Origin of the sequence: Streptomyces sp. NBC_01775 (assembly GCF_035917675.1) — a bacterium.
Classification (GTDB): domain Bacteria; phylum Actinomycetota; class Actinomycetes; order Streptomycetales; family Streptomycetaceae; genus Streptomyces.
In genome coordinates, this window is sequence record NZ_CP109104.1 from 8,601,520 (window position 1) to 8,623,352 (window position 21,833).

General features: G+C 73.5%; 12 protein-coding genes. 10 read left to right on the plus strand and 2 right to left on the minus strand.

Features of this window, described 5'->3' with window-relative positions; genetic code table 11:
* Positions 1-267: 267 nt before the first annotated feature.
* Positions 268-1,836 carry a HEAT repeat domain-containing protein gene (locus OHB04_RS37990; protein WP_326692180.1) on the plus strand — a complete coding sequence of 523 codons (1,569 nt, stop codon included), beginning with the start codon at positions 268-270 and terminating at the stop codon, positions 1,834-1,836.
* Between the two features lie 209 nt (positions 1,837-2,045).
* Entirely contained in the window at positions 2,046-5,693 is a 3,648-nt protein-coding gene (locus tag OHB04_RS37995; protein WP_326809245.1) for a hydantoinase B/oxoprolinase family protein, read from the plus strand.
* Positions 5,694-5,843: 150 nt separating this feature from the next.
* Here OHB04_RS37995 and OHB04_RS38000 read toward each other — a convergent pair whose 3' ends face one another.
* A complete protein-coding gene (locus OHB04_RS38000) occupies positions 5,844-6,629 on the minus strand; it encodes a D-glutamate cyclase family protein (protein ID WP_326809246.1) in 786 nt (261 codons plus the stop codon).
* 100 nt (positions 6,630-6,729) lie between these two features.
* Positions 6,730-8,007, minus strand: coding sequence for an MFS transporter (locus OHB04_RS38005; protein ID WP_326809247.1), 1,278 nt, complete (start codon positions 8,005-8,007; stop codon positions 6,730-6,732).
* Positions 8,008-8,178: 171 nt separating this feature from the next.
* Here OHB04_RS38005 and OHB04_RS38010 point away from each other — a divergent pair, with 171 nt between their 5' ends.
* From OHB04_RS38010 to OHB04_RS38045, 8 genes are all read left to right on the plus strand, one after another.
* Positions 8,179-8,868, plus strand: coding sequence for a GntR family transcriptional regulator (locus OHB04_RS38010; protein WP_326692184.1), 690 nt, complete (start codon positions 8,179-8,181; stop codon positions 8,866-8,868).
* A 154-nt stretch (positions 8,869-9,022) separates the two neighbouring features.
* Complete coding sequence (locus OHB04_RS38015) at positions 9,023-10,534, plus strand: hypothetical protein (RefSeq protein WP_326693096.1); 1,512 nt, start codon at positions 9,023-9,025, stop codon at positions 10,532-10,534.
* Between the two features lie 114 nt (positions 10,535-10,648).
* Complete coding sequence (locus tag OHB04_RS38020; protein ID WP_326692185.1) at positions 10,649-11,572, plus strand: hypothetical protein; 924 nt, start codon at positions 10,649-10,651, stop codon at positions 11,570-11,572.
* 162 nt (positions 11,573-11,734) lie between these two features.
* A complete protein-coding gene (locus tag OHB04_RS38025; protein WP_326809248.1) occupies positions 11,735-16,717 on the plus strand; it encodes a hypothetical protein in 4,983 nt (1,660 codons plus the stop codon).
* 581 nt (positions 16,718-17,298) lie between these two features.
* A complete protein-coding gene (locus OHB04_RS38030) occupies positions 17,299-20,235 on the plus strand; it encodes a nitrate- and nitrite sensing domain-containing protein (RefSeq protein WP_326692187.1) in 2,937 nt (978 codons plus the stop codon).
* Positions 20,232-20,681 (plus strand): roadblock/LC7 domain-containing protein, encoded by a 450-nt coding sequence (locus OHB04_RS38035; RefSeq protein ID WP_326692188.1) that lies wholly within the window; start codon positions 20,232-20,234, stop codon positions 20,679-20,681. Before OHB04_RS38030 ends, OHB04_RS38035 begins: the two co-directional genes overlap by 4 nt.
* A gap of 65 nt (positions 20,682-20,746) precedes the next feature.
* Positions 20,747-21,175 (plus strand): DUF742 domain-containing protein, encoded by a 429-nt coding sequence (locus tag OHB04_RS38040; protein WP_326692189.1) that lies wholly within the window; start codon positions 20,747-20,749, stop codon positions 21,173-21,175.
* Complete coding sequence (locus OHB04_RS38045) at positions 21,156-21,794, plus strand: GTP-binding protein (protein ID WP_326809249.1); 639 nt, start codon at positions 21,156-21,158, stop codon at positions 21,792-21,794. The genes OHB04_RS38040 and OHB04_RS38045 overlap by 20 nt, the downstream gene beginning before the upstream one ends.
* Positions 21,795-21,833 lie beyond the last annotated feature (39 nt).

The following is a 21,833-nucleotide window of genomic DNA, read 5'->3' on the forward strand; positions in this document are numbered from 1 at the left end:
GCACAGCCCGCGACCGCCCGTAAGGGATTCGGCCACACACGATCGGTGGTGCTTCGGGCATATGTCACAGGCGCCGTGACGTACCGACCGGTCGGCCCGATCCGTCCCGACTCGGCGGAACGGATTCTTCCGGGTAAGCTCCGGCTCTTGACCAGGCACCTGCTCCCGGAGGTAAAACTCAGGAGTAGAAGCGCGGTCACCGGCAAGAATGGCGGGCAACGGAAATCCCGTTGCCAGTCGAATACCCCGCACCGGATGCTGACTCTTATGTTCGTCGATTCCGTCGATTCAGACATAGCGCCCAGCGGCACGCTGCTCGGCCTCCTTCAGCGAGGCCGTGGCGACGGGACGCTGCACGCGCTCGCGGCGCCCCGTGCCGAAGCGCTCGCCGCGCTGCGGCACTGCGTCCTGCACGACCCCAGGCGCGACTGGCAGATCGAGCACCGCTCGTTGTATTACGCCCGTCTGCACCGCGAGCTGGACGCCGGCCTCGACGACATCGCCGCGCACCTCTTCGACCCCGAAGACCTGCTGTGCACCCCCGAGGAAGCCGAGGTCCGCACCGGACTCGCGCTCTCCGTGCTCGGCCACCTCGCCTCCTACGCCTCGTCCTGGGGAGAGGACGGTGCGAAGGCCGAGTCCGGTGCGGACGCCGAGGCCGACGCACCCGCGGAGGCGGGCGCGCTGAGGCAGGCCGAGGAGGCCGGCGAGGCCGGTGACGACAACGCCGCGCTGCGGCTGCTGCGCCGCTACGCCACCTTCGGCACCAACTGGCAGTGGGCGCTGGACGAACTGGCCGTCCGCGACGACGACGCCGGGCTGCGCCCCCTGGGCCCCGCCATCCTGGCCCGCTTCCCGCAGACCCCCGAGGGCGATGCCGAGCTGGCCGCCGCCGCACGGGGCGCCTTCGAGCCCCGCCCCTGGCGGCTGTGGGCCGAGGACCCGGACCACCCCGAGCAGGCCGACCGGCTGCGGCGCGTTCAGGAGAGCGGCTTCTTCGACCGCTGGCAGCGCCAGCTGCGCTCACCGGGCCCCCGCCCCGGCTGGAGCGTCCAGGAGATCCTCGACTGGGCCCAGGACGGATACGAGCAGCACCCCCCGCAGCACCGCGTGGCACCGGCCGCCCGCTGTCTGTCGGCCGTCGCCGGGACTGAGGAGCGGCCTCAGCTGCTGGCCGCGGCGCGAGGCCCGCGCGAAGCCGCGCGCGCGGCGGTGCTCCGCCACCTCGCCGACCGCAACGACCCCGATGTGCTCGACCTGATCGAGGAGGCGGCGGGTCACCCCGACGAAACCGTCTCCAGCTCCGCGCTCTCCGCCTTCGCCCGGATGCGGTCCCTGGCCGCGCTCGAACGCGCCAGGCGGTGGGCCGAGGCCCCCGAGGACGCGCTGGCGCCCGGGCTCCCCACCGTCGCCGCCGAGATGCTGGCCTGCCGGGGCGGGGCGCGGGACGCCGACGCGGTGCTCGCCGCGCTGCGGCGCACCGTGCGGCTCGAAGGCCCTGACAGTCCCGCGCTCTGGCCCCTCGTCGACGGGGCCGGCCGCCTGACCATCGGCTGCGCGACGCCCATCTTGCGGCACATCTACCGGGAGACCGCCTCCTCCCAGCTGCGGCTGCGCACGGCCCGCTCGCTGGCCGCCACCGACCCGTCCTTCCCCGCGGGCTTCGCCATCGAATGCCTGTGGGACTGCGAGGAGGCCACCCGAGAGGTGGCCGCGGGACACGCCGCCACGGGTGACGCCCGCGTCGTCGAACGCCTCCGCCGCCTCGCGGCGGATCCGGCCGAGGAGGCCGGAGTCCAGGACGCGGTCCGCGACCGCCTCCGCCCGCGTCGCTAGCCGCCGGGCCCCACGCTCTTCCCGCCGCGACGGCGGGACCTCCGGCGTAGGCATCCGGCGGTGCCGAGCGGCCTGGGCCGGTCGTTCGGCACCGCCGGGCCGCCGGTGGGCGTCCCGCCGTCGCGGCCGAAGAACGGCATCGCCCGTCCGCGGCGTAGCGGGGCTCGTCGTTGCGGCGGTCAGGGAAGAGCCCGGGGCACCATGGGGGAATGGGTGCGCGGTGGGAGTTCTGGGTGGACAGGGGCGGGACGTTCACGGATGTCGTGGGGCGGCGTCCGGACGGGACCGTCGTGGCCGAGAAGGTGCTGTCGCACGATCCGCGCCGCCCGGACCAGGACGCCGCCGTCACGGGAATCAAACGGCTGCTGGGAACCCCGCCGGACGCCCCGGTGCCGGCGGACCGTATCGACGCGGTCAAGATGGGCACCACAGTGGCCACCAACGCCCTCCTGGAGCGCAGGGGCGAGCCGACGGTCCTGCTCACCACGCGCGGCTTCCGTGACGCGCTCCGTATCGCGTACCAGAACCGGCCGCGCATCTTCGACCGCCACATCGCCTTGCCGGAGGCGCTGTACGACCGGGTGATCGAGGTGCCGGAGCGGGTCGACGCCGACGGCGGGACGGTGCTGCCGCTCGATGAGCGAGCGACCACCGAGGCCCTGCGCGCCGCGTATGACGACGGCTTCCGCAGCGCCGCGATCGTGCTGCTGCACTCCTACCGTCACCCGGCGCACGAGCGTGAAGTCGCGCGCCTGGCACGCGAGTGCGGGTTCACGCAGGTGAGCTGCTCCTACGAGGTGAGCCCGCTCATCAAGCTGGTGCCGCGCGGCGACACCACCGTCGTGGACGCCTATCTCTCACCCGTGCTGCGCCGTTACGTCGACGAGGTGGCGGCCGAACTGCGCGGGGTGCGCCTGATGTTCATGCAGTCCAACGGAGGGCTGCGCGAGGCGGGGCACTTCCGGGGCAAGGACGCGGTGCTCTCCGGGCCCGCGGGCGGCGTGGTGGGCATGGCCCGCAGCTGCGCGGAGGTCGGACACGATCGGGTGATCGGCTTCGACATGGGCGGCACGTCAACCGATGTGTCGCACTACGCGGGCCGGCTGGAGCGCGTCTTCGGCACACAGGTCGCGGGGGTGCGGATGCGCGCTCCCATGATGGACATCCACACCGTGGCGGCGGGCGGCGGCTCGGTGCTGCACTTCGACGGCGCCCGCTACCGCGTGGGCCCCGACTCGGCGGGGGCCGTGCCCGGCCCCGCCTGCTATCGGCGGGAGGGCCCGCTGACCGTCACCGACGCCAATGTGATGCTCGGCCGGATCCAGCCCGCGCACTTCCCCTCGGTCTTCGGGCCCCAGGGTGAGGAGCCGCTGGACGCGGCGGCCGTCCGGGCGGGCTTCGCCCGGCTGGCGGAGGAGATCGGCGACGGCCGCGCGCCGGAGGAGGTGGCCGCGGGGTTCCTGGAGATCGCCGTGCTCAGCATGGCCAACGCCGTCAAGAAGATCTCCGTGCAGCGCGGCCACGACGTCACCCGCTACGCCCTCGCCAGCTTCGGCGGCGCCGGCGGCCAGCACGCCTGCGCGGTCGCGGACGCGCTGGGGATCAGCACCGTGGTGGTGCCGCCGCTGGCCGGAGTGCTCTCCGCGTACGGCATCGGGGTGGCCGACGCGACCGCGCTGCGCGAGCAGTCCGTCGAGTCCCAGCTGACGCGCGAGCAGCTCGCCGACGTACGGGAGCTGTGCGCGAGCCTGGAGCGGCAGACCCGCCAGGAGCTGCGCGAGGACGGCATTCCGGAAGAGGCCATCAGCACCTCCTCCCGACTCCAGCTGCGTTACGCGGGAACGGATGCTTCACTCACCGTCCCGCTGAGCGACGCCGACCGGATGGCGGAGGATTTCGCCGCCGAACACCGTGCCCGCTACGGCTTCACCATGGACAAGCCGCTCGTGGTCGCCACCGCTGTGGCCGAGGCGACGGGTGCCGCGGGCCCTGTCAGCGCTCATCCGGTGACGCCCGAACCGGGCGGGGGCATCCCGGAGCCGGCCGACCAGGTGCGCATGTTCACCGGCGGGCGATGGCGGGAGACGCCTTTGTTCCGGCGGGAGGAACTGCGCCCGGGGCAGCGCGTGGAGGGCCCCGCCGTCATCGCGGAACCGGATGCCACCACGGTCGTGGACCCCGGCTGGGAGGCGGCGGCCGATCCGCGCGGGCACCTGCTGCTGACCCGGGTACGCGACCGGGACGCCACGCCCGCGCTGGGCACGGCCGTTGATCCGGTGCGACTGGAGGTCTTCAACAACCTCTTCATGGCCATCGCCGAACAGATGGGCGTGCGCCTGGAGAACACCGCGCACTCCGTCAACATCAAGGAGCGGCTCGACTTCTCATGCGCCCTCTTCGACCCCGAGGGCAACCTCATCGCCAACGCGCCCCACATCCCCGTGCACCTGGGTTCCATGGGGGAGTCCATCAAGGAGGTGCTGCGCCGCAACGAGGGCCATATGCGCCCGGGGGACGTCTACGCGATCAACGATCCGTACCACGGCGGCACGCATCTGCCTGATGTCACCGTGGTTACCCCTGTCTTCGGGGACGGGGACGGGGACGGGGACGGGGACGAAGGCGGAGGCGAGAACGTGGGCCAGGAGCAGCGGTTGCTCTTCCTCGTCGCCTCGCGCGGCCACCACGCGGAGATCGGCGGCCTCACCCCCGGCTCCATGCCCGCCTTCAGCCGCACCGTCGAGGAGGAGGGGGTGCTGTTCGACAACTGGCCGCTGGTGCGCGACGGCACCCTGCGCGAGGAGGAGACCCGCGCACTGCTCACCTCGGCCCGCTACCCCTCGCGCGACCCGGACACCAATCTCGCCGACCTGCGCGCCCAGATCGCCGCGAACGAGAAGGGCATCGCGGAACTGCGCAACATGACCGGACAGTTCGGCCTGAAGGTCGTCCAGGCGTACATGCGCCATGTACGCGACAATGCCGAGGAGTCGGTGCGGCGCATCATCGCCACCCTCAGCGACGGCGAGTACGCGTACGAGACCGACAGCGGCGCCGTCATCCGGCTCGCCGTCACCGTCGACCGCGAGCGCCGCACCGCGCGCCTCGACTTCTCCGGCACCTCGCCCCAGCGCGACGACAACCTCAACGCGCCCAGCTCTGTGGTGATGGCCGCCGTGCTGTACGTCTTCCGTACGCTCGTCGCCGACGACATCCCGCTCAACAGCGGCTGTCTGACGCCGCTGGAGGTGCACATCCCCGCCGGGTCGATGCTGGCGCCCGCATACCCCGCCGCGACCGTCGCGGGCAACGTGGAGACCTCCCAGGCGGTGACCGGCACCCTCTACGCGGCCCTCGGCGTCCAGGCGGAGGGCTCGGGCACGATGAACAACGTGACCTTCGGCAACGACCGCGTCCAGTACTACGAGACGGTCGCCAGCGGCTCGGGCGCGGGGGACGGCTTCGACGGTGCCGACGCCGTGCAGACCCATATGACCAACTCGCGGCTCACCGACCCCGAGGTGCTCGAGTTCCGGTATCCGGTGCGCGTCGAGGACTTCCACATTCGGGCGGACAGCGGAGGCCGGGGCCAGTGGCGCGGGGGAGACGGGGTGGTGCGGGAGCTGCGCTTCCTGGAACCCGTCACCGTCGCCCTCCTGACCGGACACCGGCGGGTTGCCCCTTACGGGATGAAGGGCGGGGCACGGGGCGCACTGGGTGCCAACACCGTCCGGCGCGCCGACGGCCGGACGGAGGAGCTCGCCGGGCGGGACGTCGCCGACCTGGCGGTGGGCGACGTCCTGGTGTTGCGCACTCCGGGTGGCGGCGGCTATGGCACGCCGCCGCTCACCGGATGAGACGTGATCCCGCCGCTCACCGGATGAGACGCGGTTCCGCCGCTCACCGGATGCAGCGGGTTTCCGCCGATGCCGCTGATCGCGGGGACGGTGCCGTCCCGCGAGCGGGTTCCGCGTGCCGTGGCCGGTCCGTGCGCCCTCGGCGGCGGGTCACCTCGGCAGATCGGTGATGAGCATGTGTCCCGGCGCGTGTGTCAGGGCGAACGGCGGGCGGGCGGACATGAGCGCCGCCTGCACGGTGAGGGAGCTGGCCCAGAACACGGGCACGTCGCCGGGCGCCGGGCGCACCCGGCCGCCGAAGTCCGGCCGGGACAGCGCCCGGATGCCCAGCGCGCCCGGGTCCCCGGCGTGCACGGGCGCGCCCTGTCCCAGCCGGGCACCCGTCCCGGCCCTGCTGACCGCGCGCGCCGTCGCCACGAGTGCGGCGGGGATCGGCCGCATCGCCACCACGAGCGGCCCGTTGAGCCGCCCGGCCGGGCACGAGGAGCGGTTGGTCACATACAGCGGGAGAGGCCGCTCCTGCTCCATATGACGCAGCGGAACACCGGCCGAAGCGAGCTGGGTGTCCAGCGAACGGTCCCGCCCCAGCAGGAAGGTGACCAGCCCACCGTGCCAGTGGTCGCGCACCTCGCGGGGCTCCGCGACGATCTGGCCGTCCTCCCACACCCGGTAGCGGGGCAGATCGGTGCGCAGGTCGGCCTCCGCGGCCAGCCTGGTCGTCCAGGCGCCCGCGTCGCAGATGTCCAGGACGGGGCAGGAGCCGCTGTTGCGGGCGCAGAAGAGGGACATGTCCGGCGCCCATGCCGACGGCAGCGCGACCAGGTGTGCCTGGGCGTGGCCGAGGGCCCAGCCGGCGGTGCGGGCCGCCAGTCCCGAGCGGTACAGGGCGCGTGCCTGAACGGGGCTGGTGAGTCCTGGCGGTGTGCTGGGGAGCATGGTGGGTCCTCCTGTCTGGGACCGGACGTGCCGACAGCGTCAGTCAGCCGTTCGGGCGGGACTTGCGGTAGGTGCCGAACGCGCCCTTTGCCGGGGTCGTTCAGACCAGTTCCCGGCCCTGGGTCTCCGGCAGCCCCAGGAGTGCCAGCGCGGCGATCGCGTACGCCACGGAGCCGAACACCAGCGCGCCGCCCACGCCCATGCTCTCGGCCAGGGCACCCACCAGAGTCGGGAAGAAGGCGCCCAGGCCGCGCCCCACGTTGTAGGTGAAGCCCTGTCCCGTGCCGCGTACGGAGGTCGGGTACAGCTCGGCGAGGAAGGAGCCGAAGCCGCTGAAGATGGCCGACATGCAAAAGCCCAGCGGGAACCCCAGCACCAGCAGTAGCCCGTCGGCGCCGTCCGGAACGCGGGTGTATCCGAGCACGCACGCCGCCGAGAGGGCGGCGAACAGCGCGATGGTCTTCTTGCGGCCCAGCCGGTCGGTGAGCAGACCGCCGGTCAGATAGCCGAGGAAGGCTCCGAGGATCTGGGTGGCCAGGAAGCCGCCGGTGGTCACCACGGTCAGGCCCCGCTCGTCGCTCAGATAGGCGGGCACCCAGGTGGCGAGCGTGTAGTAGCCGCCCTGGACGCCGGTGGCCATCAGGGAGGCGAACACGGTGGTGCGCAGCAGCCCGGACCGGAAGATCGCCGAGAAGGAGCCCCGCTCGGAGCTCTCCATCCGGCGCCGCGTCGCCTCGGGCGCGTCCTGGACGTTCTTGCGGACGTAGAGCACCAGCAGCGCGGGAAGTGCCCCGGTGAAGAACATCACGCGCCAGGCCAACTGCGACTCCAGGAGCTGGAAGACGGCCGTGTAGACCAGCACCGCCAGTCCCCAGCCGACGGCCCAGGCGCTCTGCACCGCGGCGAGGGTGCGCCCCCGGTGCCGCGCCGAGGTGTACTCGGCGACCAGGATGGCGCCCACCGCCCACTCGCCGCCGAAACCGAGCCCCTGGAGGGCGCGGAAGACCAGCAGGATCTCGTAGTTGGGCGCGAAGCCGCACAGGACGGTGAACAGCGCGTAGGTGAGCACCGTGACCAGCAGGGCCCGGACCCTTCCGATCCGGTCGGCCAGCACGCCGGCCAGCGCGCCGCCGAGGGCCGAGACCACCAGCGTGGTCGTGACCAACAGCCCTGTCTGACCGCTGCTGAGGCCGAAGTACGCCGCGATGGCGACCATGCTCAGCGGCAGTGCGTAGAAGTCGTACGAATCCAGGCCGTACCCGCCGAACGCGCCGGCGAAGGCGCGCCGTCCACGGGGGCCGAGCGCGCGGAGCCAGGCGAAGGCTCCGCCGCCGTGCGTGTCCTCGCCCGGAATCCGGGCCGTCGGTGTCGTGCTCATGGGCACCTCGCAGTCAACGGGCCGCCATCGCGCGGATGGGCGGCAACACACGAGCCATGAAGCGGAGTTGGAGTGATGTGCGTCCGCTCCGAAATTTCAAAGTAGAGGATTGTTGAACGATTCGGCAATCCTCGTGTTGTCTCGTTCTTCGGTCTGCGGTTCACTTCAGCCATGACCGACGACGTGCTGGCCGAACTCTCCGACGACCGGGTCCTGTTGGGGCGTACCAGCACGGCCGAGCGCGTGGCCGACATCCTGCGCAACCGGATCATGGAGGGCGGCTTCCAGCCCGGCGCGCGGCTCGCCGAGGAGGAGATAGGCGGCGCGCTGGGCATCTCGCGCAACACCCTGCGCGAGGCGTTCCGGCTGCTCACCCACGAGCGGCTGCTCGTCCATGAGCTCAACCGGGGCATGTTCGTCCGCGTGCTGACCGTCGAGGACCTGGCGGACATCTACCGCGTACGCGGCCTGGTCGAGTGCGCCGTGCTGCGGGCGCTCGGGGCCCCGCCCTACCCGCTCGAAGCCGTCGAGGCCGCCGTGCGGGCGGGCCGGCGCGCGGCCCAGCTGCGGCGCTGGCGCGACCTGGGCACCGCCAACATGCGGTTCCACCAGGCGCTCGTCGAACTGGCCGAAAGTCCGCGCACCAACGAGGCGATGCGCGGCGTGCTGGCCGAACTGCGGCTCGTCTTCCACGTCGTGGATGACCCTCAGCGCCTCCACGAGCCCTACCTGAGCCGCAACGAGGAGATCCTGCGCGCGCTCCAGGGCGGTGAGGCGCGCGCCGCCGAACAGCTCCTCGACGTCTACCTCGACGACTCGCGCCGCCAGCTCGCCGAGGCGTACGCGCACCGGCTGAGCTGACCGAAAGGCGACGGGGCCGCCCACCCTGCCCGTCCGCAGCGCCGCGTAGGATCCGCCGGACACCGTGGGGGCGGGCGCACGGACCGTGACAACCGTGCCGTTTCGGATCTTGTCAGTGCTAACGCTTAATGTGTCCGTCGTGACTGAGCACGCCATGACGAGCACCGCGAGGGGGCGAGGTGCCCCCGCTCCCTCCCCGGCTCCGGGCCCCGCCGCCGACGAGGGCCTGGCCCGCCGTCTGCGCGCGCTCGCCTGCACCGCCCCGCTGCACGACCTGGACACGCGCAAGGCCAACCTCGCCGGCGAGTACAGCACCTACGAGATGGCCGAGCTGGCCCTCGCCGCGATCGATCAGGTCACGCTCCAGATGGACTTCGACACCGGAGCCGACCACGAGCAGATAGTGACCAGGCTCCTGCCCCGCGTCGCCGCCCAGGCCCCCGCGCGAGGGGCGGCCGAGCACGAGCGCGTGGCCCGCTGGGTGCTGGAGAACCTGATCAATGTCGGCAGCGTCGACCGCGGCTTCCGCGCCGTCTACGGCACGTTCGGCCCCGACGGCGTCTACGTGCGCAGGGACTACGACTTCAAGCTCATCGAGGAAGTCCCCGGCCCCGGCGGCAGCGTCTATCTGCGCACCACCGACGAGGCCGTCAACGTCCTGGTCGGTGCGCTCGACACCGACGTGACCAGCGCCCAGATCGCCGCCGAGGTCAAGCTGGAGGTCCTCATCAGCCGGGGCCGCCTCGCCGACGCCCAGCTCGCCGCCGAGCAGGCCCGCTACCGCACCGTGCAGTACGCCGAGGTGCTGCGCCGCACCCTGGACGCCACCCGGCGCGACGTACGCGCCGTCGACTGGCTCAGCGCCGTCCCCGACATGATCACCGAGGCGCTCGACCACGTCGCCGACCGCTACCGCCACGAGAACGCGATCCTCACCAACATCCGCAAAGCCCGCGACGAGGCCGAAGAGGCCGACCACAAGCGCCGCGCCGCCGAGCTGGTCGACATCGTGAAGGACTGCATCCGCCGCCACACCCAGCTCCAGTCCCGGCTGCTGGAGGCCGGGCCGCTCTTCCGCGCCGAGCAGGACCGCCAGGCGTTCGCCCCGCCCGCGGCCCGCGCGGGCCTGGACCTGTACGGGCAGGTGTTCGCTCCCGTGCTGCCCCTCCCGCTGGAGCGGGCCGCGCGGGTGACCGACGCCTTCTTCGCGCGCGGCGCCGGATTGCGCACCCCGGGCGCGATGCGCCTCGGGGATCTGGTCGACCTGCTCCTGACGCCGCCCGCGCCCCGCGAGCACCTGGGTGCCGAGATGCCCGAGCCCGACCTGGTCGCCACCCCCGACGACAGCCGCTTCAGCGAAGAGCAGTTGGAGGCGGCCATGGAGCTGCTGGAGCTGCCGCCGGACGCCCCGCGCAGGCTCTCCGGCCTGCTGGCCGACGCCCGCCGCCGCGATCCCGGACTGCCGTATCTGGTGGCCCTGCTGGCCGTCCACGCCGCGAGTCCGCCGGTGGGGACCGCCTACCGGCAGGGTGAGCCGCGACTGCTGTTCGCGGTGGACGACGGCGAACAGCTGGACGATCCCGAGTTCGGCGGCGCCGACCTCATCGTGGGCACCGCCCTGCTGGACGCCGCCGGGATGGCGGCCGACCGGACGGAGGCGGCATGACCGCGGCGCGGGAAGGCCACCCGACGTCGGCACATGGACACAGCCCGGCCGTGGCGCGGGAAGAGAGTACAACCGTGGCGCGCGCAGACCGCATGTGCGTGGCGCACCGAGGAGATGAGTGCCTGTGACCGACCGAGAAGAGCGCCCGTGACCGAGTTCGCCGACTTCGCGGCAGACCCCGAACCGGACGCGTCCGAGGGCACCCGCCCCGCCGGGCCCGTCACCCCCGCCGACGCCGCCGACGCCGCGCGTCTTGTCTCCTTCGGCCTGCACCCCAAGCTCGTTCCGGCCCGGGACGCCGAGTACACCGAGCTGTTGCGGCGCTATCGCGACGAGCCCGCCTTCGCCCGGCTCGCCGACGCGGTCGCCACCGGGCTCGGCCTGGTCGTCCTGGAGGTCTCCACCCGTGCCGGGATGGCGCTGGCGGCGGCCGAGGACTCGGTGTTCGCGGTCCGCATGGGCGACTACGCCCGCCGTGCGAGCGCCGACTCGGCCGACCGCTTCCTGCACGGCCTGGCCCACCTCGCCGTCGCCGTCATGGCCTTCCCCCGTCCCGAGGACCTGGCCGACGACGGTTACATCGGCCGCATCACCGTCAACGGCGTCGACTCCTTCGTCCGGCAGGCCTGCCGGAAGCTCGACGAACGCGCCGAGGCCGAGGGCGAGAACACCGACCCGGCCACCGACGCGCCCGGTCTGGAGGCGGCCTGGCGGGTCTACGCCCGGCGCAGTTCCACCGGGGCCACCAAGGACGCCCGGCGGCTGGCGGGCTCGACCACCGGCATCATCGCCAAGGCCGTCGCCTTCCTCGCCGACTCCGGTTTCCTTCAGCGCACCGGCGACGACGCGGGAGGCACCTACCGCACCACGGCCCGCTATCAGCTCCAGGTCCGCGACATGGCGGGCAGCTCCGCCATGGCAGAGCTGCTGGAGCTGGGCGTCGTCCCCGTCTCCGACGGCACGGCCAGCCTGCTGCCGCCCCAGGACGCCGAGGGCCTCGACCTCGCGCCGGATGCCGGGCTGCCCTTCCATTCCTGAAGGGCCGCCGCCATTCCTGAAGCCCGCCTCCTGAAGGCCCGCCACTCCTGAAGCCCGCCCGCTCCTGACGGCCCCGCGCCCCTGGAACGCCGCCACCCTCCCCGCACCGCAGCCAACCCGCCCTTCCCCCGACCGACCCGACAGACACGAGAGTCCGCCGCCATGTACGAGCTGTCCCGGATCCGCCTCTACTCCATCGGGCCCGCCGGTGCGCGCTACGCCGACACCGTGCTGGACCTGCGGGGAGTCGGCGCGACCGTCCCCAGCCCGGCCCCCGCGCAGGCGGACTTCTTCGAGGAGGAGCCCCAGGGCCCGCCTCGCCGCCCCGCCCCGGCGGGAGTGCTGTTCCTGGAGAACGGCGGCGGCAAGTCCGTCCTCCTCAAGCTGATCTTCTCCGTGATGCTGCCGGGCCACCGCAACACCCTGGGCGGCGCCAGTTCCGGCGTGCTCCGCAAATTCCTGCTCGCCGACGACTGCGGCCATGTCGCCCTGGAGTGGCAGCACACCAGGACCGGCGAGACCATCGTCGTCGGCAAGGTCAGCGAGTGGCGCGGACGCCAGGTGTCCGGCGACCCGCGCAAGTTCGCCGAGGCGTGGTATTCCTTCCGCCCCGGCCCCGGCATGTCCCTGGACTCCCTGCCCGTGGCCGAGTCGGCGGCACTGCGGCCCTCGGCGGAAGGTGCCTCCGCGGCGCGCGGCAGGCGCCGCACCATGAAGGGCTTCCGCGACGTCCTCACGGAGACAGGAAAGGCGTACCCCAACCTCGACGTCGCCTGGGAAGAGATCCACGAGCGCTGGAACGAACACCTCACCGGCCTCGGTCTCGACCCCGAACTCTTCCGCTACCAGCGGGAGATGAACGCCGACGAGGGCGAGGCCGCCGGCCTTTTCGCCGTCAAGAACGACTCGGACTTCACCGACCTGCTGCTCCGCGCCGTCACCGACACCCGTGACACCGACGGTCTCGCGGACCTCGTGCACGGCTTCGCCCACAAGCTGGGCCGCCGCACCGAGCTGACCGCCGAGCGCGACTTCACCGCCGGCTCCCTGGACTTCCTGCACCGCATCACGGAGGCGGCCGGGACGCGCGCCCAGGCCCGCGAGGTCCACGCCGGGGCCGAGCGCCGCACCCGCGCGCTCGCCCAGCGCCTGTCCGAGCGCGGCACCCAGGAGCACGGCCGCGCCGCCGAGCTCGCCGAACAGCTCGCCCACGCACACGAATCCGTCACCGAGGCCGAGACCGCCCGCTCCCGTGCGTCGCGTATCGCCGCCGAACTCGCCTACCGGCACGCCTCCCTGGCGCTCGCCGCCGCGGAGAAGTCGGCCGCCGCGCAAAAGCGTGAGCTGAGCGAGGCCCGTACGCTGCACGCCGCCTGGCAGGCGGCCGAGACCGTGCTCGCGCACCGCACGGCCGCCGACCGCTCCGCGCGCGTGGCCGCCGCCATCCAGGAGGCCGAGCGTGACGCGGCCCCGGCCCTGGCCGCCCGCGCCACGGCGGCAGCCGCGCTCGTCCGCGCGCTCAACGCCTCCGCCGAGGACGGCGAGCGCATCGCCACCGAACAGGAGGAGCGCTCCGCCGCGCTCCAGCGCGAGAGCGAGAGCGCACACCGGGACGCCACGGCCGCCGCCACCGAGGCACAGCGCGCCCGCAGCGAGACCGAACACCTGCGCCAGCGCCTCGCCGAGGTCGAGCAGGAGACCGCCGAGGCCGTACGCGCCGGATGGCTGGACGACACCGACCCGGACGCCGACCCCGCACGCGCGGCGCTGGCCGCCAGCGACGCGGAGAAGACCACCGTCGCCGCCTTCGAGTCCGCGCGCGAGGCCGCCCGCCGCAGCGCCGAGCGGGCCCGCGAGACCGGAGCGGCGCACGCGAGCGCCGAGCTGGCCGCCGCGCGTGCCGAGGACGCGGCGGAGGCGGCCGAGTCCGCGTACACGGCGGAGCGCGTCGCGGCCGAAACACTCGGCGCCGAAGACCGGCTCGCCGAGCTGCTGGGTCTCCCCTCGGCGTCCGGCCCGGCCGCCGCTTCCGTCCCCGGCCAGCGCGGCACCGCCGGCACACGGAACGCGCACGGGCCGGACGACGGTCAGAGGACGGGGCCGGACCGGCAGCGACCCGCTGCCCAGGGCCCCCTGTCCGCCGATGAGCTGGACCGCAACGCCGACGCCGTCTCCCAGCTGCTGGAGGACGGCGTGGCCGCGGCCGAGCGGCAGCTGTTCGAGCTGCGCACCGGCGCCGCCGAGGACTCCCGGATGCTCGGCGCGCTCGGCGACGGCGGGCTGCTGCCACCGGGCCCCGATGTGACGGCCACCGTCGAATTCCTCGGCGAGCACGGCGTGCCCGCGCTGCCCGGCTGGCGCTACCTCGCCCAGGCCGTCGACCCCGCCGACCACGCCGCCGTGCTCGCCGCCCGCCCCGAGCTGGTCGACGGCGTCGTCATCACCGACCCCGACAGCCACGCGCGCGCCCGCGAGGTGCTGGCCGGCGCCGCGCTGCTGCCCCGCTCCGCCGTCGCCGTCGGGACGTCGGCGGCGCTGCTGGCCCCCACGCCGGCGCCCGGCTCCGGTGCGGAGAGCGGAGTCTTCCTCGTACCGCCCAACCCGGCGATGCACGACGAGCGCGCGGCCGACGACGAGCGCCGCCAGCTCAGGGAGCGCGCCGCCGGGCGCGACGAGGAGATCCGCTCCCTCGCGGCGCGGCTCTCCGCCGACCGGGCGCTCGTGGCCCGGCTGTCCTCCTGGCGCGCCGGCTGCCCCGAGGGCCGCCTCGCCGAACTCGCCACCGCCGCCGTCGAGTCCCGCGAGGCCGCCGACCTCGCCCAGCAGCGCCTTCTCGACGCCCGGGGCGCCCGGGAGGAGGCCGAAGAAGCGGCGGCCGAGACCGCGCGGGTGCGCGACGAGCGCCAGGAGGAGGCCCAGCGCGCCCGGCGCAGCGCTGACGCGCTCGCGGGCCTCGCCTTCCGGCTGCGCGAGCGCGTCAGCTGGCAGACCCGGCTGCGTGAGCTGGCAGACGAGGCCGCAGCCGCCGAGGAGCGCGCCGCCGTGTGCGTCGAGCGGGCCGGGGCGGCCGACGAGGAGCGGCGCGCCGCCCAGCGCGCGGCCGACGACGCACGCCGTACGGCTCGCACCCTGCGTGCCGAGCGGGCCGAGATCGCCGGTGTGCCCGACGACCCGGACGAGCCCGTAGCCGAGGCCGGGACCGAGACCGAGGACGCGGCGGACGCCGACCCCACCCAGGCCGCCAAGAAGCAGACGAAGCAGCCGAAGCAGCCGGAGAGCGCCCGCCCCGCCTCCCTCCCCGACCTCCGTGAGGCCTACCGCTCCGCCTCACAGCTCTACGAGAAGGTGGGCGTCGGCGCCGACCTGCGCGCGGAGCAGGCCCGCGCCGAGAGCGACGAGTCGGCGGCGCTGGCCACTCTCGACCGGCTCACCAACAAGGTCCGCACCCGCGCGGCCCAGCTCCTCGAAGGCCCCGACGGCGCCGACGGTCCCTCCCGCCAGGCGGCAGCCGCCCGCGCCGAGGCCCTCGTACAGAAGCTGGAGACACGCGGCTCGGAGGCCAGCGAGCAGCTCGGCCGCCTGCGCGGCGAGGCCGAGCGCCTCGCCCCCCGGGACGGCGAGCGCCACACCGACCTGCCCGAGGAGCTCGTCCCCGCCGACGCCGCCCAGGCCCAGACCCTCCTGCGCACCGCCAACGCCGAACTGGCCGCGCGCGGCGACGAGCTGGACGCGGCCCGCGCGGCACACGGCGTGCTGGTCCGTGGCCACACGGCCGCCGAGGACGCGGCGGGCGGCTTCGACGAGACCGCCACGACCCTGCGCGACCTGCTGCGTGACCCTTCCCCGAGTTCTCAGCCCCGGTCGAACAGGGGAGACCCCGATCCGGGTCCGGACGAGCAGGAGGGCGAGGAGAGCATCGAGCCCTACCCGGGCAGCCCGGCCGAGGCCCGGCAGGCGGCGGCCGAGGCCCGGCGCTCGCTGCGCGGCTGCGCCGCCGACCTCACGGCGGCCGAGCAGGCCCTGCGCGAGGCGAGCGATGCGCTCGTACGCCACGCCAACTCCAGCCGCTACGAGCAGGTCCGCACCCCGGCCAGGCAGCAGATCCGCGAACTGCCCGCGTCGGCGCTGCCCGAGCACGCCGCCGCCTGGGCCGCCGCTTTCGCTCCGCGGCTGCGCGTGCTCACCGACGAGCTGACCCAGCTGGAGCGCAACCGCGGCAGCATCGTCGACCGGCTGCGCGGCCTCGTGGAGTCCTCCCTCACCACCTTGCGCTCGGCGCAGCGCCTCTCACGGCTGCCGGAGGGCCTGGGGGAGTGGTCGGGGCAGGAATTCCTGCGCATCCGCTTCGAGGATCCCGACCAGGCCACCCTCACCGAGCGGCTCGGCGAGGTCATCGACGAGGCCACCCGCGCCGCCGTGCGCAAGAACTCCGACCTGCGCCGGGACGGCATGTCGCTGCTGCTGCGCGGAGTGCACGCCGCGCTCCGGCCGCGCGGGGTCTCCGTGGAGATCCTCAAGCCGGACGCGGTGCTGCGCGCCGAGCGCGTGCCGGTCGGGCAGATGGGCGACGTCTTCTCCGGAGGCCAGCTGCTGACCGCCGCCATCGCGCTGTACTGCACCATGGCCGCGCTGCGCAGCAACGACCGGGGCAACGACAAGCACCGGCACGCCGGCACCCTCTTCCTCGACAACCCCATCGGCCGCGCCAACGCGACCTATCTGCTGGAGTTGCAGCGCGCGGTGGCCGACGCGCTGGGCGTCCAGCTGCTCTACACGACGGGCCTGTTCGACACCACGGCGCTCGCCGAGTTCCCGCTGGTGATCCGGCTGCGCAACGACGCGGACCTGCGGGCCGGCCTGAAGTACATCAGCGTCGAGGAGCACTTGAGGCCCGGTCTTCCCCAGGCGGAGGCCGGGGAGGGCGAGCCCGCGGTGCACGGCGAGATCACCGCGACACGGATGTTCCGCCGCCCCGACGAGGGTTCGGCGGACGAGCGGCCGGAGGCAGCGGCACCGAACGGGACTCAGGAGCCGGATGGGGCCCGGGCGTCGGACGAGGCGCGGGAGCAGTATGCGCCGGATGCCCGGACGGACGTTCCCGCCCCTCAGCCGCCGCAGGACGAGCGGGACGAGGCATCCCGTTAGGCGGCACGGCGGACGAGGCGGACGAGGCGGACGCTGAGGGCGCGGCAGACGTCGCAGGCCGACGGTGGGGGGTGGCGCGCGCCCGCTGCCGCGCGGCGCTGCTCGGCTCGGAAAGGACGCCGTTGCGCTGTACCCACACCTGACGTGTGATCCACACATCCAGGACCGCCCACGTCGCCACGACCGTGCTGCCCACCGTGGACAGCACCATCGGAAAGGCCAGCCACACGGCCGCCATCGAGCAGAAGAACGCGACCATGAGCTGCACCAGCGTCAGCGCGACGATGATCACCGCACGCACCGCCGCCGCCCGGACCGGGTCCGCAAGACGGGCTTTCGTATACATCTCTTTCACTCCCCCTTCACGACCCCTCGCACCTCACACGGTTCCATAAACGTGTCCTGTGCCACAAACTTCGAACGTCCGGAAGGGCATCGACGGACAACTCGGGATGAGGCAGGCTGGTCTGCCTGTTCCAACGCTCATACACATCTACGAGTTGCCCGCGCCTCAGTAGTAAGCTCGCGCCGTTTGCTGTCGGTACACGCCCCCGCGCACCGGGGAGGACGTAGGGGAGGCCATGCGCTTTCGCGGGAAGTCCATCCGCCGGAAGATCGTGGTGCTGCTGCTGGTGCCTCTGGTGTCGTTGGTGTCCATCTGGGGTTTCGCCACCTACATCACCGCCAGTGAGGCCAACGGTCTCCTCCAGCAGGACGAGATCACCCGCGAGATCGGCAACCCCACCGAGGGAGCCGTCAAGGCGCTTCAGCGGGAACGCCGCCAGATCCTCGTCCACCTGGCCGACCCGCGCCGCACCGACAGCCTGACCGCCCTGCGCAAGTTCCAGCGCGAGACGGATCGCAAGGTCTCCACCGTCCGGGGCAACGCCGCGCAGGGTGGTCTGCGCTCCGACCTCGACGCCGACGCCGACGCCCGCCTCGACGACCTCCTGGACGCGCTCGACGGCCTGGGCAAGCTGCGCTCGAAGGTCGAGCACAACACCATCACCAGGGGCGGCGCCTTCCAGGCCTACAACGAACTCGTCGCCCCCGCCTACGCCGTCCTGGACTCGCTCAACGGTGTGGACGACGCCGATCTGGAAAAGCAGGGCCGCGCGCTGGTCGGCGTCACCCGCGCCCGCGAGTACCTCTCGCGCGAGGACGCGCTGATGGCCGCCGCCTACGTCGCGGGCCAGTTCACCCGGGGCGACCAGCGGGCGCTGTCCGACCGGGTGGCCGAGCGCAACATCGTCTACCAGGCCAGCCTCTCCTCGCTGCCCGCGGAGGACCGGCAGATCTTCGAGAACTACTGGGACGGCACCGACGGCCGCACCCTGCGCAGTTACGAGGACGCTGTCATCGCCGCCGGACCGCGTAGCTCCACGGGCCCGGTCGGCTCCCAGCGCTGGAACTCGGCCATGGGCACCGTATTGGACGACCTGGACCGGATGGACCAGAAGGCCCGGGACCGGTACGAGGAGCGCATCGCGCCGGTCGCCACCCGGGTGCTCATCCAGGCTGCCGCCGCCGGAGTCCTCGGCTTCCTCGCCGTCCTGGCCTCGCTCGTCATCTCCTTCCGCGTCGGACGCGGACTGGTGCGCGATCTGAACATCCTGCGCAAGGAGGCCAACGAGTCGGCCGGGGTGCGCCTCCCCAGCGTGATGCGCCGCCTCGCCTCCGGCGAGCATGTCGACGTCGAGACCGAATCGCCCCGCCTGGACTACCCGCCGGACGAGATGGGCCAGGTCGGCCAGGCGCTCAACACCCTCCAGCGGGCCGCCCTCGAAGCCGCGGTCAAACAGGCCGACATGCGGCGCGGGGTCTCCGAGGTCTTCGTCAACCTCGCCCGCCGCAACCAGGTACTGCTGCACCGTCAGCTCACTCTCCTGGACGCCATGGAGCGCCGCACCGAGGACTCGGACGAGCTGGCCGACCTCTTCCGGATCGACCACCTCACCACCCGCATGCGCCGTCACGCCGAGGGGCTGGTCATCCTCTCCGGCGCCGCGCCCTCCCGCCAGTGGCGCAAGCCCGTCCAGCTGATGGACGTCGTCCGCGCGGCTGTCGGCGAGGTCGAGGACTACGAGCGCATCGAGGTGCGCCGCCTGCCGCGGCTGGCCGTGGACGGCAGCGCGGTGGCCGACCTGACGCACCTGATCGCGGAACTGCTGGAGAACGCCACGGTGTTCTCGCCGCCGCACACCGCCGTCCAGGTGCTGGGCGAGCGCGTGGTCAACGGCTTCACCCTGGAGATCCATGACCGGGGCCTGGGCATGACGGCCGAGGCGCTGCTGGACGCCAACCTGCGGCTGGCCGAGACCCCCGAGTTCGAGCTGTCCGACACCGACAGGCTCGGCCTGTTCGTCGTCTCGCGGCTGGCCCAGCGCCAGGGCGTACGCGTCTCGCTCCAGCCCTCGCCCTACGGCGGCACCACGGCCGTCGTCCTCATCCCCGGCGCCGTCCTCACCGAGACGCCGGAGCGGGACGGGGAGGTGGCGGCCGGGCGCCGCACCGCCATCGAGAGCGGTCCGCACCGCCGCCGGGACGGCGCCGAGCCGCGCGGCCGGAAGCCTGAGACGCGTGGCCCGAAGCCCGCGGCGGGCGAGGACGAGACGCCCGACCCGCTCTCCCAGCCGACGGTTCCGCTGCTGGACGGCGGCCGTGAGCGGCGCGCTCTCGACGGCCCCGTCGAACTGGAGGCCCCGCTCGACGGTCCGGACGCGCCGGACACCGGCGGCAGGCCCTTCCCCAGGCGGGAGCGCGGTACTTCACCGGCGTCGGTCGCCCCGGCGGGCGAGCAGCACCAGCAAGCCCGGGACGAGGCAGGCCCTTCCTCCCGCGGGGAGACGCGCACCGGTCCCCGTGCCGGGGAGCCCGGACCGCCGGACGAGCCCGCGCCGCCGGACGGGCCCGCGCCCCTGCCGCGTCGGCGCCCGGGCGCGCCGGTGCTGGTCTCCGACCACGGCCGCCCGGTGGACACCGCACGCCAGGACCAGAGCGAGCGCGATCGAGACAGCGAGGAGAACGGCACGACGCGGCTGCCCCGCCGCCGCAAGCCCGCTCCCGCACCGGCGGAGGAGACGGAGCCTCCCGCGAGCAGCCCCGAGTCCGCGCCCACGCCCGAGCCCGGGCCCCGCTCCGGGGGGCCGGCGGGCATCGGCGGACTCCCGCGCCGCGTCCGGCAGGCGAGCCTCGCGCCGCAGCTCAGGACCGACACACCGGCCCAGGACAGCACAGACGCCGCGCCCGCTCCGGGCCCGAGCACCACGGCGGCACCTGGCCCGGCCGAGCGCGACGCCGAGGAGGTGCGCAGCAAGATGGCCTCCCTCCAGCGTGGCTGGGAGCGCGGCAGGAGGGACAACGAGGAGCGGGAGGACGCCGACCGCACGGACGCCCAGGACAACGGCGCACATGGCACGCACAGCGAGAATGGCGCACCCGGCAGCGACCCAAGCCCGTCTGGGGACGCAGCGGGGGAGCCGGCACAGGGAACAACACCGGAGGGGGACGGTCGATGACCGCACCGAAAGCCGTACCGCACAACGCCAGGGGCGGCGAACTCAACTGGCTGCTCGACGAACTGGTCGAGCGCGTCGGCAGCATCCGCAAGGCGCTCGTCCTTTCCGGGGACGGCCTCGCCCGAGGCACCTCGGAGGGGCTCACCCGCGAGGACAGCGAGCACCTGGCGGCCGTCGCCTCCGGCTTCCACAGCCTGGCCAAGGGCGTGGGCCGCCACTTCGAAGCAGGGGAGGTCCGCCAGACCGTCGTCGAGCTGGACGAGGCATTCCTCTTCGTCACGGCCGCGGGCGACGGCAGTTGCCTGGCCGTGCTCTCCGACTCCGACTCGGACGTTGGGCAGGTCGCCTACGAGATGACGCTGCTGGTCAAGCGCGTCGGTGTGCACCTGGGGACCGCTCCACGCGCCGCGTCGGCCGAGGACAGCGACACCGGCCGGACCAACTGACAGCCCGAAGACGGGGGATCGCCGGGGGACGGACGACGAGGGAGCGAGGGGACGGGGCGCTGGCCATGACGGACCGATGGTTCGATGACGCGGCAGGACCCGTGGTGCGGCCGTACGCGATGACACGTGGCCGGACGCGCAGCAGTGCCAAGGAGGCACAGCTCGACCTCATCGCCCTCGTGATCGCCGACCGAACCCGGCGTCCCGGAGCGGACGGCGCGGACGGCGCGGTCCGCGACGCCGTGGAGATCGATCCTCTCGCGGACCGTACGCTCGCCCCTGAGCACGTCGAGATCGTCACGCTCTGCCGCCGCTCCTCCCTCTCGGTCGCCGAACTGGCCGCCGAACTCGACCTCCCCGTCGGGGTCGTACGCGTCCTGATCGGCGACCTGATGGAGGCAGAGCTCGTACGCGTCACCCGTCCCGTTCCTCCGGCGGAACTGCCGGACGAGAGCATCCTCAGAGAGGTGATCAATGGTCTTCGGGCGCTCTAAGCGGGGCGGCAAGGCCGCACCCGTCGAGCCGGTCACACTGAAGATCCTGGTCGCGGGCGGCTTCGGGGTCGGCAAGACGACCCTCGTGGGAGCGGTCAGCGAGATCAGGCCGCTGCGCACCGAGGAGACCCTCAGCGAGGCGGGCCGGCCGGTCGACAGGACCGACGGGGTGGAGACGAAGTCGACGACCACGGTCGCCATGGACTTCGGCCGCATCACCATCCACGACGAACTGGTGCTCTACCTCTTCGGCACCCCCGGCCAGGACCGCTTCTGGTTCCTGTGGGACGAGCTGGCGCAGGGCGCGCTCGGCGCCGTCGTCCTGGCCGACACCAGACGGCTGGAGGACTGCTTCGCGGCCATCGACTACTTCGAGCGGCGCGGCATCCCCTTCACCGTCGCCGTCAACTGCTTCGACGGCGCCGTGCGCTATCCCGTCGAGACGGTCCGCGAAGCGCTCGACCTCGACGGCGAGGTGCCCCTCATGCTGTGCGACGCACGCCTGCGTGAGTCCTCGCGGGATGTACTGATCTCGGTCGTCGAGCACGCCATGCACGCCTCGGCCCAGGCGGCGGCCGTCGAGGCCGCGGACCGGGCCCGCGCCCGCACCCGCAGCTGATCCCCGCCGCGGCCCGCCGCTGCCCCGCCGTTCCCCGGA

What these genes read in the sequence shown, in the direction of transcription:
- OHB04_RS37990 (WP_326692180.1), top strand. Translation starts at nt 268, where the DNA reads ATGTTCGTCGATTCCGTCGATTCAGACATAGCGCCCAGCGGCACGCTG.
- OHB04_RS37995 (WP_326809245.1), top strand. Translation starts at nt 2,046, where the DNA reads ATGGGTGCGCGGTGGGAGTTCTGGGTGGACAGGGGCGGGACGTTCACG.
- OHB04_RS38000 (WP_326809246.1), bottom strand. Translation starts at nt 6,629, where the DNA reads ATGCTCCCCAGCACACCGCCAGGACTCACCAGCCCCGTTCAGGCACGC.
- OHB04_RS38005 (WP_326809247.1), bottom strand. Translation starts at nt 8,007, where the DNA reads ATGAGCACGACACCGACGGCCCGGATTCCGGGCGAGGACACGCACGGC.
- OHB04_RS38010 (WP_326692184.1), top strand. Translation starts at nt 8,179, where the DNA reads ATGACCGACGACGTGCTGGCCGAACTCTCCGACGACCGGGTCCTGTTG.
- OHB04_RS38015 (WP_326693096.1), top strand. Translation starts at nt 9,023, where the DNA reads ATGACGAGCACCGCGAGGGGGCGAGGTGCCCCCGCTCCCTCCCCGGCT.
- OHB04_RS38020 (WP_326692185.1), top strand. Translation starts at nt 10,649, where the DNA reads ATGAGTGCCTGTGACCGACCGAGAAGAGCGCCCGTGACCGAGTTCGCC.
- OHB04_RS38025 (WP_326809248.1), top strand. Translation starts at nt 11,735, where the DNA reads ATGTACGAGCTGTCCCGGATCCGCCTCTACTCCATCGGGCCCGCCGGT.
- OHB04_RS38030 (WP_326692187.1), top strand. Translation starts at nt 17,299, where the DNA reads ATGCGCTTTCGCGGGAAGTCCATCCGCCGGAAGATCGTGGTGCTGCTG.
- OHB04_RS38035 (WP_326692188.1), top strand. Translation starts at nt 20,232, where the DNA reads ATGACCGCACCGAAAGCCGTACCGCACAACGCCAGGGGCGGCGAACTC.
- OHB04_RS38040 (WP_326692189.1), top strand. Translation starts at nt 20,747, where the DNA reads ATGACGGACCGATGGTTCGATGACGCGGCAGGACCCGTGGTGCGGCCG.
- OHB04_RS38045 (WP_326809249.1), top strand. Translation starts at nt 21,156, where the DNA reads ATGGTCTTCGGGCGCTCTAAGCGGGGCGGCAAGGCCGCACCCGTCGAG.